14 protein-coding genes are annotated in these 18,513 nt (G+C 26.2%); 9 read left to right on the forward strand and 5 right to left on the reverse strand.

All coding sequences use genetic code 11. From position 1 onward, the window contains the following. Window positions 1–472: 472 nt before the first annotated feature. The 5 genes from MBFIL_RS01030 to MBFIL_RS01050 all read left to right on the forward strand — a co-directional run bounded on the left by MBFIL_RS01030 (window position 473) and on the right by MBFIL_RS01050 (window position 6,266). A complete protein-coding gene (locus MBFIL_RS01030; protein ID WP_066970608.1) occupies window positions 473–1,843 on the forward strand; it encodes a TldD/PmbA family protein in 1,371 nt (456 codons plus the stop codon). Further along, window positions 1,844–2,407: a TIGR00296 family protein gene (locus MBFIL_RS01035; RefSeq protein WP_066970609.1), complete on the forward strand. Its 564-nt coding sequence runs from the start codon at window positions 1,844–1,846 to the stop codon at window positions 2,405–2,407. Between the two features lie 258 nt (window positions 2,408–2,665). Then, entirely contained in the window at window positions 2,666–3,712 is a 1,047-nt protein-coding gene (locus tag MBFIL_RS01040; RefSeq protein ID WP_066970611.1) for an NOG1 family protein, read from the forward strand. A 255-nt stretch (window positions 3,713–3,967) separates the two neighbouring features. Further along, a complete protein-coding gene (locus tag MBFIL_RS01045) occupies window positions 3,968–4,534 on the forward strand; it encodes an Hsp20/alpha crystallin family protein (RefSeq protein WP_066970613.1) in 567 nt (188 codons plus the stop codon). Between the two features lie 439 nt (window positions 4,535–4,973). Then, window positions 4,974–6,266: a TrpB-like pyridoxal phosphate-dependent enzyme gene (locus MBFIL_RS01050; RefSeq protein WP_066970639.1), complete on the forward strand. Its 1,293-nt coding sequence runs from the start codon at window positions 4,974–4,976 to the stop codon at window positions 6,264–6,266. Between the two features lie 275 nt (window positions 6,267–6,541). Here the strand turns inward: MBFIL_RS01050 and MBFIL_RS01055 are convergent, their stop codons facing one another. Continuing rightward, the gene (locus tag MBFIL_RS01055) at window positions 6,542–7,546 is read right to left on the reverse strand and encodes an SIS domain-containing protein (RefSeq protein WP_066970615.1); all 1,005 of its coding nucleotides are present in this window, start codon (window positions 7,544–7,546) and stop codon (window positions 6,542–6,544) included. A gap of 408 nt (window positions 7,547–7,954) precedes the next feature. Here MBFIL_RS01055 and MBFIL_RS01060 point away from each other — a divergent pair, with 408 nt between their 5' ends. Further along, on the forward strand, window positions 7,955–8,590 hold the full coding sequence (locus tag MBFIL_RS01060) for a DUF447 domain-containing protein (protein WP_066970617.1): 636 nt from the start codon (window positions 7,955–7,957) through the stop codon (window positions 8,588–8,590). Between the two features lie 49 nt (window positions 8,591–8,639). Here the strand turns inward: MBFIL_RS01060 and ade are convergent, their stop codons facing one another. The 4 genes from ade to MBFIL_RS01080 form a co-directional block, all read right to left on the reverse strand. Next, complete coding sequence (gene ade / locus MBFIL_RS01065) at window positions 8,640–10,439, reverse strand: adenine deaminase (protein ID WP_394328403.1); 1,800 nt, start codon at window positions 10,437–10,439, stop codon at window positions 8,640–8,642. A 208-nt stretch (window positions 10,440–10,647) separates the two neighbouring features. Continuing rightward, a complete protein-coding gene (locus tag MBFIL_RS01070) occupies window positions 10,648–11,865 on the reverse strand; it encodes an ornithine cyclodeaminase (RefSeq protein WP_066970621.1) in 1,218 nt (405 codons plus the stop codon). Window positions 11,866–12,081: 216 nt separating this feature from the next. Then, window positions 12,082–12,987: an agmatinase gene (speB, locus tag MBFIL_RS01075; RefSeq protein ID WP_066970623.1), complete on the reverse strand. Its 906-nt coding sequence runs from the start codon at window positions 12,985–12,987 to the stop codon at window positions 12,082–12,084. A gap of 270 nt (window positions 12,988–13,257) precedes the next feature. Beyond that, window positions 13,258–13,647: a translation initiation factor IF-5A gene (locus tag MBFIL_RS01080; protein ID WP_066970625.1), complete on the reverse strand. Its 390-nt coding sequence runs from the start codon at window positions 13,645–13,647 to the stop codon at window positions 13,258–13,260. 579 nt (window positions 13,648–14,226) lie between these two features. On the opposite strand from MBFIL_RS01080, the gene MBFIL_RS10900 reads away from it, so the two are divergent. The 3 genes from MBFIL_RS10900 to MBFIL_RS01090 all read left to right on the forward strand — a co-directional run bounded on the left by MBFIL_RS10900 (window position 14,227) and on the right by MBFIL_RS01090 (window position 18,442). Continuing rightward, a complete protein-coding gene (locus MBFIL_RS10900) occupies window positions 14,227–14,496 on the forward strand; it encodes a hypothetical protein (RefSeq protein ID WP_211261682.1) in 270 nt (89 codons plus the stop codon). A 430-nt stretch (window positions 14,497–14,926) separates the two neighbouring features. Then, window positions 14,927–15,985, forward strand: coding sequence for a PH domain-containing protein (locus MBFIL_RS01085; protein WP_066970627.1), 1,059 nt, complete (start codon window positions 14,927–14,929; stop codon window positions 15,983–15,985). Window positions 15,986–16,534: 549 nt separating this feature from the next. Continuing rightward, on the forward strand, window positions 16,535–18,442 hold the full coding sequence (locus MBFIL_RS01090; protein ID WP_245637437.1) for a bifunctional NADP phosphatase/NAD kinase: 1,908 nt from the start codon (window positions 16,535–16,537) through the stop codon (window positions 18,440–18,442). Window positions 18,443–18,513 lie beyond the last annotated feature (71 nt).

An 18,513-nucleotide genomic window follows, 5' to 3' on the forward strand; every position in this document is an offset into this window, starting at 1 on the left:
ACATAAAATTAAACAAACCAAAAACAATAAGAACAACTAAAAACAATTCAACAAAACCAACAAAATATTAAAAAAAACTCACATAAAAACACAAAAAATAAAGAAAAAATCAATAAAATAGAACAAATAAAGAAACATTAAATGCGAATCCTCTAATATTTCCATTTTTAATAAAACATCGATTATTTATTGAAATATATGTTAGAAATCTGGAAAGTTTCTTATAATACCTTTTCATTATTAATTTTATTTTAAAAAAAGTTTTAATAGTTATTACAAACATAGTAATAATAAGTTAAAAAGTAAATAAAAAAATATTAGAATATTAAAATCATGATATTATTTATATCCTAAAAATTATTATTATTATTATTATTATTAATTATTATATTATTTATTATATTAAATAATTTAAAAAGGAAATGCATCATATACTTAATGAAAACTAAAAAAATAAGAGAGAGGTAGGAAAATGGAAGAACATAAGGATGTTTTTGATAAAATACTTAATAATATTAGTGATAAAGTAGATTATGCAGATATAAGAGCAGGAAAAGGAAATAGTAATAGTATAATAATGAAAGATGGGGAAATTCAGGAGATAAACTCTGGATTAAACATTGGTGCAAGAATTAGAGTATTGAAAAATGGAGCTTGGGGTTTTGGATTTACAAGTGAAATAAGTAAACTAGAGGAAATGGCAGAATCTGCACTAAAATTATCAAAATCTTTAAAAGGAGATGTTGAATTAGACACCATAGATATAGTTAATGATAATGTGAAAACACCTCGAGAAATTTCTGTATCTGATGTAAGTGTCGAAGAAAAAAAAGAAATAATAAATGAAGCCTATAAATCAGCAAACATTGGTGAAGTAGTTAGTACAACTGTTAGTTACTCAGATACTGAATCAACAAATGTATTTGTAAATAGTGAAGGCAGTTCTATTGTAATGGATGAAACAAGAGTAGGATTATTCCTTAATGCTGTTGCATCATCTGGAGAAGTTATACAATTTAGCCATGGTAGCTTAGGCGGAGCATCTGGTTTTGAAGTTCTTAAAAAAGCAGATATTGAAAAATTTGGACGAAAAATAGGAGAAAAAGCTTCAAGATTATTAAAAGCTAAAACCCCGCCATCTGGAAAATTTACAATTATAACTGACAATGAATTAACAGGTGTTTTTATTCATGAAGCATTAGGTCATGCTGTTGAAGCTGATTTGATACTGCAAAATGATTCCATATTAAAAGACCAAATAGGTAATCAAATAGGCTCAAATAATGTTAATATAATTGATGACCCAAGTAGAACAGATGGATTTGGGTACTATGCATATGATGCTGAAGGAGTTAAAACTGCACCTAATCAGTTAGTTAAAGATGGAAAGCTAATTTCACTTTTAAATTCCAGAGAAACTGCTAAAAAATTAGGAATGCATTCCACAGGAAATTCAAGATCTGTAATCAGTGACCAACCAATAGTTAGAATGAGTAACACTTACCTAAAACCACAAGATTTAAGCTTTGATGAATTAATTGAAGACATAAAAGATGGAATATATTTAAAAGGTTCAAGAGGCGGACAAGTAGATACTGGAAAAGGAATATTCCAATTTAATGCATCTGAATCATTTAAAATAGTGAATGGAGAATTACAAGACCCATTACGTGATGTATCATTATCTGGAAATATTCTTGAAACCTTAAAGCATGTTGATGGTATAGGAAATGACTTTAAGTTAAGTGTTGGTTTTTGTGGAAAATCAGGACAAAGTGCTCCTGTTGGAGATGGTGGTCCCCACACAAGAATTACTGATACTATGGTTGGAGGAAGTAGCTAAATGTTAAGTAAAGAGAATGGAGAATTTTTATTAGATTTATCTAAAACAGCTATTAAAAAATATGTTGAAAATCATGATCTTATTAAACCTCCATTAAACACTCCAGATGAACTTAAAGAAGAATTAGGCGTATTTGTAACATTGAATAAAAATAAACAACTTAGAGGATGTATTGGCTACCCTGAGCCTATTTTTCCACTTGTTGAAGCAACAATTAACAGTGCAATATCTGCAGCTTTTGAGGATCCCAGATTTCCACCAGTGATCAAAGAAGAAATACCTACCATTGACATCGAAATAACAGTACTAACAAAACCTAAATTAATCAAAGTTAAAGACCCAAAAGAATATGTTGATAAAATAGTCATTGGTAAAGATGGATTAATTATTGAAAAAGAATATAATAAAGGATTACTCCTTCCACAAGTAGCAACAGAACATAATATGAATACTGAAGAATTTTTATCCCAAACATGTATTAAAGCAGGATTGAATTATGATGCATGGATAGAAAATAATGATAATATTAAAATTTACTCTTTCCAAGGTCAGATATTTAAATAAAAATAAGAAATCCATAGAAAAAATAATGAAGAATAATTAATAATAAAATATTTAGTAATAAATAATATAAATTAATTAATAATAATAAACTACTTAGTAATAAATAATATAAATTAATTAATAATAATAAACTACTTAGTAATAAATAATATAAATTAATTAATAATAATAAAATATTTAGTAATAAATAATATAAATTAATTAATAATAATAAAATATTTAGTAATAAAACATACTTAAATTGAGAATAGTGATAATATGATGATACCAACAATTCCTACTCCTGAAGAGTTATTAGATAAAGGGTTTAGGAGAGGAAAAAAGACAGCAGATTTAGTTAGAACCTCAAAAATACCACGTAGCATTAAAGGTAAAAAGATTGAAGAAGCAAAAGTTATAACTGCATGTCAAGTGATTAAAGATAGACTTAAAATGATTGTAGATCGTGTTCCTACTATTGAGGAATTACCTGAATTTTATCAAGATTATATTGATATAACTGTTGGCGTAGACCAAATGAAGCAATCTCTTGGAGCTATGAATTGGGCATATGGAATATTGACTCAACTTGAAAAAGATTATGCTGGAAAAATAAGAAGAGCACCATCATCTAAAGCATCTGAGCTTCAAAGACAAGCATACGGTAGAGTAGCTTCTGTTGTAAAGAAAATAAAGAAAGATCTTGATTTTTTAGATTTTGCTAAAGCAAATCTTAGAAATATGCCCACAATTGACTTCGAAGCAACAACAATTGTAATTGCAGGTTTTCCAAATGTAGGAAAATCAACATTACTTAGACAAATCACAGATGCTGAGCCTGAAGTAGCTAACTACCCATTTACAACAAAAGGAATCCAAATAGGACATATTGAAAGAAAATGGAAACATATCCAATTTATTGATACTCCAGGATTGTTAGATAGACCTGTTCTTGATATGAATGATATTGAATTAAATGCAATGGTTGCTCTTGAACATTTAGCTGACGCAATTCTATTTATTTTTGATCCATCCCAAACAAGTGGATATCTTTTAGAAAATCAGTACACATTATATAATGAAATTGAAAAGGTATTTAATATAACTCCAATTGCATTATTTAACAAAATAGATATTGTAAATACTTTTGATGAAGGTAGACAAGAAGAAATAAAAGAATTTATATCTCAATTCGATGACCCCCTTCTTATAAGTGCAAATCAAGGAAAAGGCATTGAAGAAATAATAAATAAACTTGAAAATGTTAGAAAACAACCAAGAGACGATGTACATAAAGATCCTGATGATTATAATGGATTAGAATAAATTTAAAGAAATTTAAAGATTTAATAAAAAACCAAACATAAATTATAAATATCATTAAAAACAATAAGTATAATATAGAACATTTATTTTGTATCATATATTTGTATTTAAATAGCTAAGCATATACAATAATCTCCCATTTCGATTGAAATTTTTATTAAGATTTTTATTGAACAAAAACAATGCAAAATATTTAATACAAAGAAATGATATGAAACAATAGACATATTATTAAAAATGCAACAGGTGATATATATGGAAGATGAAAATTATTCAAAAAAAAGAACAAGTGATTATATAAATAAAGATGTAATAGATAAAAGCTCTGAAACTGTAGATAGACAATTACAGAAAGGAAAAACTCTTGCAGGAAAAGTTTTAGATGATGTTGGAAAAACTGTAGATGGAATATTTGAAAGTGTTGACTCATTAAAACAAAAAGAAAGATCAGCTAAAACAAGTAAAAAAGGTAGTAGGTCATTTGGATCAAGAATTAATAATAATATTGATATTGAATTAATAGAAACTGAAAAATTAATATATATAAAAGCGGATTTTCCTAGTGTTGAAAAAGAGAATATTGAAATTGAAATAGGCGAAAATGCAGTTGAGCTAAGTGGAGAATTTAAATCATTAACACAAGAATTAGAAAATGATGCTAAAGAACTCATAAATGAAAGAAAAAATGGAACCCTAAGTAGAATCATAAACCTACCAAGCAAAGTTGAAATAAACGAATCCACTGCTAGCTTTACTAATGGAACACTAACTTTAGAATTAACTAAAGCTCAAGCAAACAAGATAAAAATAAATCTTGAATAAAATTCCAAATCATTAAATTAATTAATTATTAATTATTTATATTTAAATTTTAAATTTTAATTTTAATTTTGATCCTATAGATTTTAATTTTAGATTTTATAGATTTTATTTTTTAATTATATTTTAAAAGTATACTTTTTATTACTTTTTATTCATTTTACCATTAAATTTATTTATATTTTTGCATGATACTATATGTTCATAATTATTATAATTTTTAAACAATATTAAAACATTTAATAAAATATAAATTCAATGTACTAAAATGTACTATAAAGATTTATATAGTACATTGATATTATAAAATAATATATTTATAAAATTTATAAAATTTATAAAATATTTTTTGAATTAACATTTTGAACTCATTCTAAAATTAAAAAAAATATAAATATTATTAAAAGATTAAAATATTATTAAAAAATAAAAAGAGTTGAAGATAATGTATAAAATTGATTTACCCTCTGAAGAAGTCCCTAAAAAATGGTATAATATTAATCCAGACTTACCTGTAGAAATGCCTATGCCTCAAAATAGTGAAAATGAATCACAACTTGAAAACTTACCTAAAGTTTTTTCTCAAGGTGTTTTAGATCAGGAATTCTCAATGGATAGATATATAAAAATACCTAAAGAAGTAAGGGAAATATATATGAGAATAGGGAGACCTACTCCCCTTTACAGAGCTAAAGGTCTTGAAGAAAAATTAAGTACTCCTGCTAAAATTTACTATAAACGAGAAGATACCTCTCCAACTGGAAGTCATAAATTAAACAGTGCAATAGCTCAGGCATATTATGCTAAAAAAGAAGGTGTGGAATTATTAACCACCGAAACTGGTGCAGGACAATGGGGAACTGCATTATCTCTTGCATGTTCAATGATGGATATGGATTGTAGAATATATATGGTAAGAGTTTCATATGATCAGAAACCATTTAGAAAATCCATTATGGAGATATACGACGGAGAAGTTCATGCATCTCCAAGTAAAAGCACAGAGTATGGTAGAAAAATACTTGAAAAAGACCCTGATACCCCTGGATCTTTAGGAATAGCTATTTCTGAAGCAATGGAAGATGCTTTAAAAGATGAAAAAACAAAATACTCTCTTGGAAGTGTTTTAAATCATGTGATGTTACATCAAACCGTAATAGGTCAAGAACTTAAAAAGCAACTTGAAATAGCTGAAGAAGAACCCGATGTATTTATAGGTTGTGTTGGTGGTGGAAGTAACTTTGCAGGATCAGCATATCCTTTAATTAAAGATAAATTAGATGGAAAAAGTGATTGTCAATTCATAGGTGTTGAACCAAGTTCATGTCCTACATTAACCAAAGGCGAATACAAATATGATTTCGGAGACACAAACGGATTCACACCACTTCTTAAAATGTTTACTCTTGGTCATGATTTCATTGCACCATCTGTTCATGCAGGAGGTCTTAGATATCATGGAATGTCACCACAAATATCACTACTTGTTAATGAAGGAATAATCGAACCAAGATCAGCATCCCAAAAAGAAATATTTGAAAGTGGAACATTATTTGCAAAATCTGAAGGTGTTGTACCTGCTCCTGAAACCAACCATGCACTTAAAGTAGCTATTGACGAAGCTAAAAAATGCAAAGAAACTGGAGAAGAAAAAACAATAGTAGTTAATTTTTCAGGACATGGATTACTTGATTTGAAAGGATATGCAGGATATTTGGAAAACAACTTAGAATAAACAAAATAAGCTAGATTGAAAAAAATAAAGGAATATTAATGTAGTATTCCTTTCTTTATTTATTTGAAACAAACTTTTGAAAACGAGAAATCAAAGATTTCTCTAAATTTCCTTCGGAAATAAAAGTTTGAACAAAAGCTATTCCAAAATTTAAGCATTTAAAACATACTGAGTGCTTTCATTAATGTTAAATGAAAATAATAATAAATCTATTAAGCGAGATTTTGCAAAATCTTCGATTTTGCGAAATCAGTGTTAATATGTGTTAATATGTGTTAATATCTAATTTTACCAATATGTCTTGTACTTCCAGGATCTTCATTATTGTAGTGAGCAAGGTAGTATATAAACCATTCTAAAGGAATAACAAGTATTAATGGAGATAATAGTTTATTTAAATCAGCGTAGTCTTCCATTTTAAATACTAATGTTTTAGCTTTTAAATTATTGGAAAAATCAATTGCTCTTTTTGTTAATTCATCAGAATGGAAATTAGCTTCTAAAAATATTAAAGGGATGTTTTTTTCTGCTCTTTCTATTAAACCATGCCTAAATTCTCCAGAGTACAACGGACAAGCATGTTTTAAAGCTCCCTCCATAAGCATAGTCATAGCTAATTTATAAGCAAGACCAAAATTAGGACCACTACCTAGACAATAGAAAATATCCTCATCTTTAAGATCATATGCTAATTTTTTACAATCTTCTTCAGTATTTTTAATTAATTCCTCAATTAAATCAGGTAAATCAATTAATTGTTTGATTAATTCATCTGTTTTCTCATAATTAGAAGCTTTAAAAAGAATATAATATAATGAAGACAATTGAGTAATATATGTTTTAGTTCCTAGAATTGCCTCTTCATGTCCACATCGCGTTAATACAGAGTATGTTGCTTCTTTTATCATTGAACTGTCTTCTTCATTACAGATAGACACTGTGGGAACTCCTAATTCATTCGCAGTTCTCAAACCTGCTAAGGTATCTGCAGTTTCACCTGATTGGGATGTGAAAATAGCTATAGAATTATCAGTTTCTATTTTTTTGTTATAATAAAACTCATAACCTGTAAAAACATCAATATCCAAATCAGAGATCATGCTTAATGCATCTTTTCCAGAGTAAGCAGTAGATAATGAACTACCACAACCAATTAAATAAATTTTATCAACATCAGCGATTTTTTTAGCTATTTCATCCATATTAACAGATTCTGCTTTGAATGTTTTTCTAATCGATTCAGGTTGTTCTAATATCTCTTCATACATCTTATATCTCATGATCCTTCTCCTTCATTAAATTAATCAATGATTAAACATTATATCAATAAAATATAATTAATTTATATTTTAATAAAAGTGTTTAATATGCTTAGAATGCTTATTTTTTAAAATAACTTTTGAATCACTTAATTACATTAAGCTAGAATCTCTTTGATTTCTCGTTTTTAATAGTTTGTTTCATATAATTAAAATTTTATATAGTCCTGAAACATTAACTTGATTACATTCTAAAACAATGGTAAATAATCCTATATATCTACTCCTATTTTAAAATTTCGGTATAAATTAATAAAATGAAAAAAATAAATAAAAGGATAAACAATATAAAAAGAATAGTATTTTTATTTATAATTAATAATATATAAAAATATTAAAGTAGACAATAATAGCTAAAAAGGAGATAAAATGACTGTTAATTTAAGTTCAATTGGAATGAGAGAAGGTCAACATTATGAATCCATAATAACATCTCAAAATAATGATAAAAAGGCGAATGCAGCACCAATAGGAATTATTTGTAAAAGTGAAAATGAAATATTATGTAGAATATTTAAAGGAAGTAACACATTAAATAACATTGAAAAACAAAATGAATTTGTATTTAATATAACTCAAAACCCATTATACTTTACATTATCCACAATTGGAAATCTAGAAGAGAAATATTTTGAATACAATGACAACAGAGCTTTTCTAAAAGATAGTGAAGCTTATGTAAAATGTACAGTTAATTCTATAAAAGAGGGAATTAAAAATAATGACCCTATTAGGAAATCAGAAATTGGAATTATAACAGCAACAGTCACAGAAATTATTAAAAATAAAAAATATGTTCAAGCTCCCAACAGAGGATTTTATTCACTTATCGAATCATTAATTAATTTTACAAGAATAAATATTGTTGATAAGCAGCAGCAAGATTATTACATTGGAAGATTTCGAGAATCTGAACGTGTAATTAATAAAGTAGGAAATGAAGAACAAAAAAAAGCTATTGATCTACTTAAAAATACCATTAAAGAGAAAGGATATGAAGTATAAGAAATTTAATTAGCTAAATAATACAACAATTAGTCAAGCAATACAACAATTAAATAAATAAATTAGTAAATTTGAAATTAAGAGAATCAAAGAGTCCTTTATCACTTAATTTAAGGTTTGGAATTACAAGCAATCCCATAAATGATAAAGTCATGAACGGAGAGTCCAAAGTACAACCTAATGACTTAACTTTACTCTGTAACTCATTAAATAAATTTACGGTTTTTTCAATATTTTCTCCAGTCATGACCCCTGCAATTGGAAGAGGTAAAATCTTTTCATAGCTATTTGAGACAATAGCTATTCCACCTTTGTTTTTACCAATCAAATTAACTGCTTTTGCCATGTCGTCACTATTTGTCCCAAGTACAATAATATTATGAGAATCATGCATAACACTTGATGCAACTGCACCTTCTTTTAAGTTAAATCCTTTAATAAAAGCATTAGCAATATTATTTTTACCATATCTTTCAACAACAGCTAATTTTAAAATATCCTCTTTAACATTAGGCTGAACTACATTATTTTTAATAGCTAAGTTAAAAGAAATACTATTTGTAATTATTTCTCCATTAACTGCTTCAATTATTTTTGTAGCTATTTTTCCTTTATTGATTTTAGAATTCATCCCATCATATTCATTAAAATTATCAATATTATTCATATTGTCATTTATATTACGTACATCTATATCAAAATCACTTGATTTTTTTGAGGTTAATTTAAAATTATTTACTACTTTCTGTTTTTTTCCTGAAAACAAAGATTTTCCATTTTCTGCAACTAAATTTCCATGAATATAAGTTTTTTTAATATTAAAATCCTCAAAATTATCTATTAAAAGAAAATTAGCTATTTTTCCTTCAGCTATTAGTCCTGAATTTAAGTTATAATGATTTGCAGGATTTAATGAAACCATTTTAATCGCTTCAATTGGATCAATTCCAAGATAAATTGCTTTTTTTAATAGTAAGTTAATATGTCCTTTTATTAAATCATCCGGCTTTTTATCATCACTTACTAAAAAATCAAAAATAGGATGTTTCATAAGCTTTTCAAATTCAAGAACAGATATTGCTCCAAAAAAATCTTGATTTTTAAACATCTTTATCCTATCATTTAAATTAAAAAGAGCCTCCATATTTTTAGCAGAAGATCCCTCACGAACCATTATCTTCATACCTAAAGCCTTTTTTTCAATAGCTTCATCAAAACTAACACATTCATGATCAGTGATACATATAGGACCATCAATATCTTCAAAATCTATGTATCTTTTTAAATCTTCACCAGTTAATAATGGAGCATGACCATCAATAGGTTTATTAAAAGATTTAGCCACATTTAATTTAGCTATTATTTTTTCATCTTTGTTTATAACTCCAACATAGTTCATAACTTCCCCAAGACCAATTATTTCATCGTTTTTCATTAGTTCTTTAATATCCATACTATCAATAACTGCACCAGATGTCTCGAAGTCAGTTGCTGGAACACATGATGGAGCAGTATAATAAAAGTCAAATGGAACCTCACTTCCGTCTTTAATCATGAAGTCAATTCCTTCAATTCCCATTACATTAGCTATTTCATGAGGATCTGCAATTACAGAAGTTGTACCAAATGGAACAACTGTTTCTGCAAAATATGATGGAGTAAGCATTGTGCTTTCAATATGTATATGAGAATCAATGAACCCCGGAACTATTATTCCTTCTAAATCTAATTCATATCTATCACGAGGATTTAATGGAGTAATTTCTTTAAAGTAGCTATTTTCAATTACCAATTTAGCAGGATAAATTTCATTTATTTCTAAATCTAAAATATTCCCAATAAATGTTATTTTGTTATTTTCATCCATAACTGATCAATTTGTTATTAAATTATTAATACTTTCTTATCCCATTACTATTAATTTACTATTAATTTGTTATCACATTACTATTAATTTACTATTAATTTGTTATCACATTACTATTAATTTACTATTAATTTGTTATCACATTACTATTAATTTGCTATTAATTTGTTATCACATTACTATTAATTTATTATTTATTAATTTCATCATAAAGAAGAGGTAAGAATGTACCAATATCTGTTACTATGCTTAATACTTGAGCACTTCCCCTATCTGCAAGTTTAGTTACAGTAGCAGGATTAATATCAACACATATACTTTTTACTTTTGAAGATATAATATTCCCAGTAGCTATTGAATGTAACATTGTAGCTATCATGATAACCATATCTACATCTTGCGAATATTGTCTCATCAATTCCTGAGCATCTATAACATCAGTTATTACATCTGGAAGAGGTCCATCATCACGTATTGATCCGGCTAATACATATGGAACATCATTTTCAATACACTCATACATTATTCCTTTTTTAAGTATTCCATCTTCAACCGCTTTTTTTATAGATCCAGAATTATTAATAGTATTTATAGCTTTAATATGGTGTCTGTGACCCCTATTTACTACATTACCTGTTTTTATACAAACACCAAGTGAAGTTCCATAAAGTGCATTTTCAATATCATGAGTAGCAAGAGCATTTCCAGCAAATAAATAATCAATAAATCCTTCTTTAATCAGATCAGCGAGTAAATTAGCAGAACCTGTATGAACAATAGCAGGACCACCTACAATAGCTATTTTACCCCCATTATTTTTAATTTCTTTTATTTCTGTAGCTATTTCTTCTATTGTTGATTTTAAAGGTTTTTCTGAAGACACATCACTATTCATAAATTCAAATACTCCCTTTTTACCTCTTGGACGCTCTGGAGGAGTAACTTTTATTCCTTCTCTTCCAACAACAATTAAATCTCCTTTTTTCACTTTTCCAATTGGTTTAGAATACGCCCTTTTATTATTTTCATCAATTGCAATCATACAATCCATTTCAATCTCTTCAACTAACAACCAGTCCCCTTTGTAAAGAACATGCGTAGTATGATTAGTTGTGGAGTAAAAATTCTCTGGAACAACCTTATCTTTTGGAGATACCCCTACTGATGCCTCTTTAATTTCAGATATTGATGCCCCAATCTCACTAAGCTCTCCAAGTATTTGATCTAAAAGAGAGGGAGAATCTGCAGAAACAATTAATTTAGCCGTACTAATGTCAGTTTTCCTCTTTCCAACATTAAATTCTATTATTTTAAAGTCTCCACCCTGATCCATTATTATATCCAAAACTTTTGGAAAAACTAAAGAATCAATAATATGACCTGAAAGCTCTATCTCTCTTCTATTCACGGTTAATCTCCTTAATTTAATAAAAATCATCCATAAAAACAATTAAATAATAAAAATTATAATTTTAATTCATTATTAACTAATAATTTGATAACAAGTACAAATTATAACAACTATAAATTATAACAATTATTAATTAATTATTACAATATTATTATTTAAAAAATTATCTATTTAAAATCAAATAAGGCTAAAATGATCCAATTCTAAGATTATCTAACCTATTAAAGTTAAAAAATCATAAACAATTTTTGCAGCAAGAACAGAAGAGATATCACCTAAAGTATTTGTAGATAGTTCCACAGCATCGAAGCCTATAACTTCTTTACTAGCTATTATCTTCATAAATTCTTCTAAATCCTCAGGATATAACCCATTAGCCGTAGGATTTCCAACACTCGGCATAACTGAAGGATCAAAAACATCTAAATCAATAGACAAATAAACAGGTCCTTTAATAGCTATCAATGCATCTTTAACCATAGTAATATCATTTTTAACTGTTTTTGATGAAAAACTTTCAATATTATCAGTTTTACTTACAAAATCAATTTCTTCTTTAGAAGAAGACCTAATACCTATTTGAATTATTTTTTTAGGAGAAATATCATGGATTCTTCGCATTACAGTAGCATGTGAATATTTTTCACCTTGATACTCATTTATCATATCCATATGAGCATCAAAATGAATAATAGTAATTTCTCCAGCACCATATTCCTGAGATAATACATTAACTGGTGCATAAGAAATACTATGTTCTCCACCAATTATAATAGGATGGATATTCATTGATAAAAGTTCATTTGTAGCATCTTCAAGAATTTTTAATGTTTTCTCACAGTTCCCATGAATTACTTCAAGATCACCAAAATCATAGAACAGAGTGTTCAATTCTTTTTCAAATCCAAAATTATATTTTTCAAATCCAAAAGATGCTTCCCTTATAGTTATAGGACCTAACCGTGCTCCTGAGTGATAGGAAGTAGTACTATCAAATGGAACACCAATGATTCCCCAAATATTCTCCTTATTACCTTCATTATTATCTTTAAAATCGTTTAAAGAAGTTATATCTTTTGAAAATCCGAACTTCCATGGAGCATACGTATTAAAAAGCATTGTTCACCTTTAAGCTATTAATTAAGATAGGATTGTTAAATAAAATGTAAGCATGTTTATTAGTAATATATTTATAAATAATATTATTAATAGTTAATCCATACTTTAAAAAATGAGTTAAAAATAGTAAAAATAGCCAAATAAAAATAAATTTGGAAAGCAAAAATAAGATAAAATAAACAAACAAAATATGATAAATAAACAAAATACGAAAAAAATAATATATGAACCATAAATGAAAAAATAATCTTAACAATAAAGATTATTTGATTATTTAGTCCTCATGATCTTTTTATTTCCTAAAGCTAAAATATAATCTACTTCAACACCTTCAACAATTTTGTCTTTTAAATCATCAGGAATTGGAAGTTCAAAAGTTTCATAACTTTCCATGTCCATTAATTGAACTTCAGAACCCATAAGAGCCAAAACTTGACCTACTCTTTTGTCAATAATTGGTATATCTATTTTAGTATCTACTGGTTTAACAATACTTCTTTTTTGATTGTCAAAAATACCTACAGCTTCAAGTCTTGCTTTAGCTGCCCCATGCTTACCTGGAGATGAGGTAGATAAGCTTGTAACCTTGGATGCTTCTCCATCTAAAATAACATACTTCCCTACTTTTAATGTTTTAACTTCTACAACTTTTTTTGACATGATATTCCTCCAATTAATGAATAGTGTAATATTAAATATTATTATAATATTAATTCTTATTAAAATAGCTATTACAGATTAAAAAGCCTATTTAATAACACTAATTAATATAAAATTCGATTGTTAAATTCAATTAGTTAATCATTAATAAAAGCATTTCTTATACCAAAATGATTATTTCATGAAATAGTTTTTGATCAAACTTTTCTAAAGTTTGTTCCATAATATCTTAAAATAATATTTAATTTAAGTATTAACATTAATAAAATATTTTTTTTATTGGTTAAATAGTTTTTTATCAAAATAAAAATTTATACTAAAAACAAATAATAGATTAAATATGAATCAACACGATTCTAAAACAGTGAAAAATAGCTATTTAGAAAAATTTAAAATTAAAATTTAACTTTAAAGAGGAAGTCTAAATTAAAATTAGTTAAAAATTAAATTGATGTATAAAATGGAAATAAAAAAAGAGCATGATTTAAATTTCATGTTGGTTGTAATTATAATTCACTAATTAATTAAACATTGAAAAATCAATAGGTATATATAATACAATAAACTAATTACTAAATTATGGGAATTGATAAACCATATCTTACTACAATTTCAGTTATTATTATAATTGTTGGAGTATTATTCTTAGTATTCCCCTCAGTAATCTATTCAATACCAGGGTTAGGCACTTATGCTACAAATTACATATCTCCATATATCATTGGCATTCCAATCATGATGATAGGCATATCAACGCTTTTTTACCCAAGGGTTCTTATTTTTATAGCTGTGATAGTTGTAATTACTGTTATACTCTTACAAGTTATAGGAGTACATATTTTCTTCTAATAAACATGACTGATTAAAACTTAACTTTTATTTTACACTCTTTTATTTTTTAAAAAGCAATAACATCTGTTAAATCAGTGAAAACATTGCTATTGAATATCTATTTGAACAAACAATATATTTGAACAAACAATATATTTGAACAAACAATATCTATTTTAAAAAAAAACTTGAAAATTAATTAAACTAATTCTAATAATCCTTATAATTATACAATAAAATAATATGAAAAATATTTATACAGTTAATATAAATATTTATCTAACAAAAATATGATTTTTCTATAATTAATTAATTATATTTTTCTATAACAATTAATTATAGATTTATAGCACACTTATAATTTGAATATACTTATTTTAGAATAATTTAAAACACACAATTAGATCATGGTTTCAAACTAAAAATTATACTGAATAAAGGTGGGAAAATGCCAGAAGAGATGAAAGGAGAAATAATAATATATAGAACTCGACCAGAGTTTTTCCTAATATATAAAAGAATTTTTCTTGTATTTGTTTTAATTCCTCTTGATGCATATTTATTATATGCTTTAAACACAATAGATGATGTTATAATTCCCTACGTGGACATTAACTTAACATTTTACACTTCTCTCTTATTTTTACTAATTATATTAGTATTGTTAGTTTATACTGCTTTTTTAATTATAAGTTGGTGGTCCGAAGAATACATTATTACTGAAAATAGAGTAATTTCAAAATCAGGAATATTTATGCGAAAAGAAAGTAATATGGTAGCTAGTGGAATCCAGCATATCGAAAAAGACGACTCAATATTAGAAAGAGCATTTAATGTAGGAAGTATTTTAGTTCATACTGGAAATGAAAATGACAAACTAGAAATTCGTAAAGTTAAAAACCCTAACATGTTAAATGACCTAATATCTGAGATAAATAAAATAAGTAAACAAAAAGAAGGGAATTTTAAGAAATCAAAATTGCCTTCAAAAGAAATCTTTGATGCAAGATTAAGTCCAAAAAATCAATCCAATAATGAAAGTTTCACAACAAACAATAATATGCCTCAAGCTAGCCAAACAAGTTCATCTACATTAGATTCACAATTAAATGTGCCACATGATCAAATTCCCCATATAGGTATGTATTATAAAAATGAAAATAAAGATCAAGATAAAAAACGAAACATAATTAAAAAAATATTACACATAACCAAAAAAATACTAAAAAGTTTTTATGAAGAATATATACAAGAACCAAAAATCAATCACGAAAACAAACCCCTAAAATTAAATAACAGTCAAAATGTTAGTTATATTCATAACAATACCAATATTAATTCAATTAATGAGGATAGGAGTGTTAACAAGCATGATAATAATATATATTCAAACATAAATGATAAACATCAACCTAATGAAAATACTGAAAATGATAAAGAAAAAAATTATATAATTAAGCAAAAAAAACCAATAAAACTATATCCTAACAAATATGAAAAACAATGAAATAATTGACCCCCTATATTTTTTTATAAGTTAATATAGATAATAAATACTTAGATCCTAAAAAAAGAAGCATATATTCCTGCAATGCCTATAGACCAATGATCTAATGTTTTTTCTTTAAAAGTAAATTTAAAAGCACAAGGATGTAATATTTAATTTTCATTATTTGCAATATTTTTAAGCCAATAGTTATTATTTTAGTTGTTGGTTTTTTTAATAGCTATTTTTCCAAATAGAGTTTAAATTATTAGTTGATTCATTTTACACAGACCATATATAATTCTATTTTATGATTTTATTATTATATATAGTAATAATAAAACATATTATAGTAATGATAAAACATATTATAGTAATAATAAAACATATTATAGTAATAATAAAATATATTATAGTAATAATTAATTAAATACTAATAATGTTAGTAGAATATAAATGCATTATAACATAAATATTATTTTAAACACAAATTATTATTTAAGACATTTAAATTGTAAAAAATATCTGATCTTAAATTTAATAAAACAATATCGAAATAAAGAGGCATCAATGATGAATAAAAAAGATATAGAAATATGTAAAAAAATTTCATATAAAATAATTGAAGATGTTGAAAATGAAATAAAATTACATATTAATGAAGATGATGCAGGTAAGATTATAGAAATCGGAGCAGATGGAACACCTACAAAGTTAATTGATAAATATGCAGAAGATAAAGTTATTAAAAACCTTAAAAACTGTGATTTTAATAACTATTTAATAAGCGAAGAAATAGGACAATTAATAATAGGAAATGGAACTGCAAAATCAATAGATATCGAAAAAAACATTGAAAACAAAAAGAAAATAAATACCATAAATCAAGACAATAAGACAAATAAAGATAATAATGATGAGGCTAAGTTCATATTTATTATTGACCCTCTAGATGGAACAAATAATGCAATTAAAGGAATTCCAGTTTATGGAATATCTATTGCAATATCTAAAATAAGAGAAAACAAAATTCCAACATTAGAAGATATTGAAATTGCAGTTATAAAAGATCTTTACTGTGGTGATTTATATGAAGCAGTTAAAGGAAAAGGAACATATTTGAACTCTGAAAAAATAAGTCCTAACATAGAAACTAACCTATCTAAAGTATCTTTAGGAGGATATATAAAGCCACAAGGAAATAGCATGGAATTACTTAGTAAAATAAGAAGAATGAGATTACTTGGATCAGTTGCGATTGAATCATCATATATAAGTACAGGAAAATACGATGTTTATGTAGACATTAGAGGAAGTAGAACCATTGATATTGCAGGTTCAAAACTTATTATTGAAGAATCTGGAAGCATAATAACAGATATACAAGGAAATAAATTAAAAAATAATGTTACCAGTAAAAATACAACCCAAATTATTGCATCAACAAATAAAGAACTTCATGAACAAGTTACTAGCTATTTTAATAGTAATAATGAGAAAACTGATGATTTAAGTGAAGAATGTTGGAATAAGAATCCTGTGAAAAGTGTGGGAGTTGTAAGCAGATTAGATAAAGAGGAATCCATATTAATTGCAGGGGAAATAATTCAAAGATTGAGTAAAAATGGAATTGATGTTCAAATAAACTCAAAGTTAGCTGAAAAGCTAGAAGAATATAAAGAAGAAGATAAGATTAAAATAGCTATTGGTAAAATAGCTAAAACAAATGAAGTACTTTATGATAAAATAAAAAACTTCAAAATTACCACAAATTTCCAAAAATTAGCTCGTCCAATATCAGAATTTGAAATTGATGTTTTAATTACATTTGGAGGAGATGGAACAATACTAATGGCGCAGAATAGACTAAAAGAGCCCGTTCCAATTTTTGGAATTAATATGGGAACTGTAGGTTTTTTAACAGAAGTAGATATTGAGGATATTGATAAAAAACTAAATAAACTACTTAAAAATGAATTTTATACAGAGAAAAGATCACAAGTTAAAGTATCATACAGTGATCAATTGTTTTCTGCATTAAATGAAGTAGTTATTATGACTGAAAAACCAGCCAAAATGTTACACTTTGAAGTTGAAGTAGATGGAGAAGTCATAGAAGAATTTAGAGCAGATGGATTAATATTATCAACACCAAGTGGATCAACTGCTTATTCAATGTCTGCTGGAGGACCAATCGTAGATCCCCATGTAGAAGCCTTCATAATCATACCAATATGCCCCTATAAATTAGGAATTCGACCATTTGTAGTATCAGACAATAGTGAAATTAAAATAAGATTACTTAGAAAAGGAAAAAAAGCTATTTTAGTAATGGATGGGCAGATAAATAAAGAAATCAGAGACCTTGACGAAGTCAAATTTAAAAAATCAGAACGCCCTGTATATTTCATAAGAACAGAAAAAAAAGAATTCTATCAAAAAGTTAAAGAAAAATTAAGTGAAGGCGGAATAAGGTAATATTAAACATTGGTTTCAAAAAAATAACGAAAAATCTTCAATTTGAGCTTAAAACAAAAAAGAGTTAATTA

Source organism: Methanobrevibacter filiformis (genome assembly GCF_001639265.1).
In the GTDB taxonomy this organism is placed as follows: Archaea; Methanobacteriota; Methanobacteria; order Methanobacteriales; family Methanobacteriaceae; genus Methanacia; species Methanacia filiformis.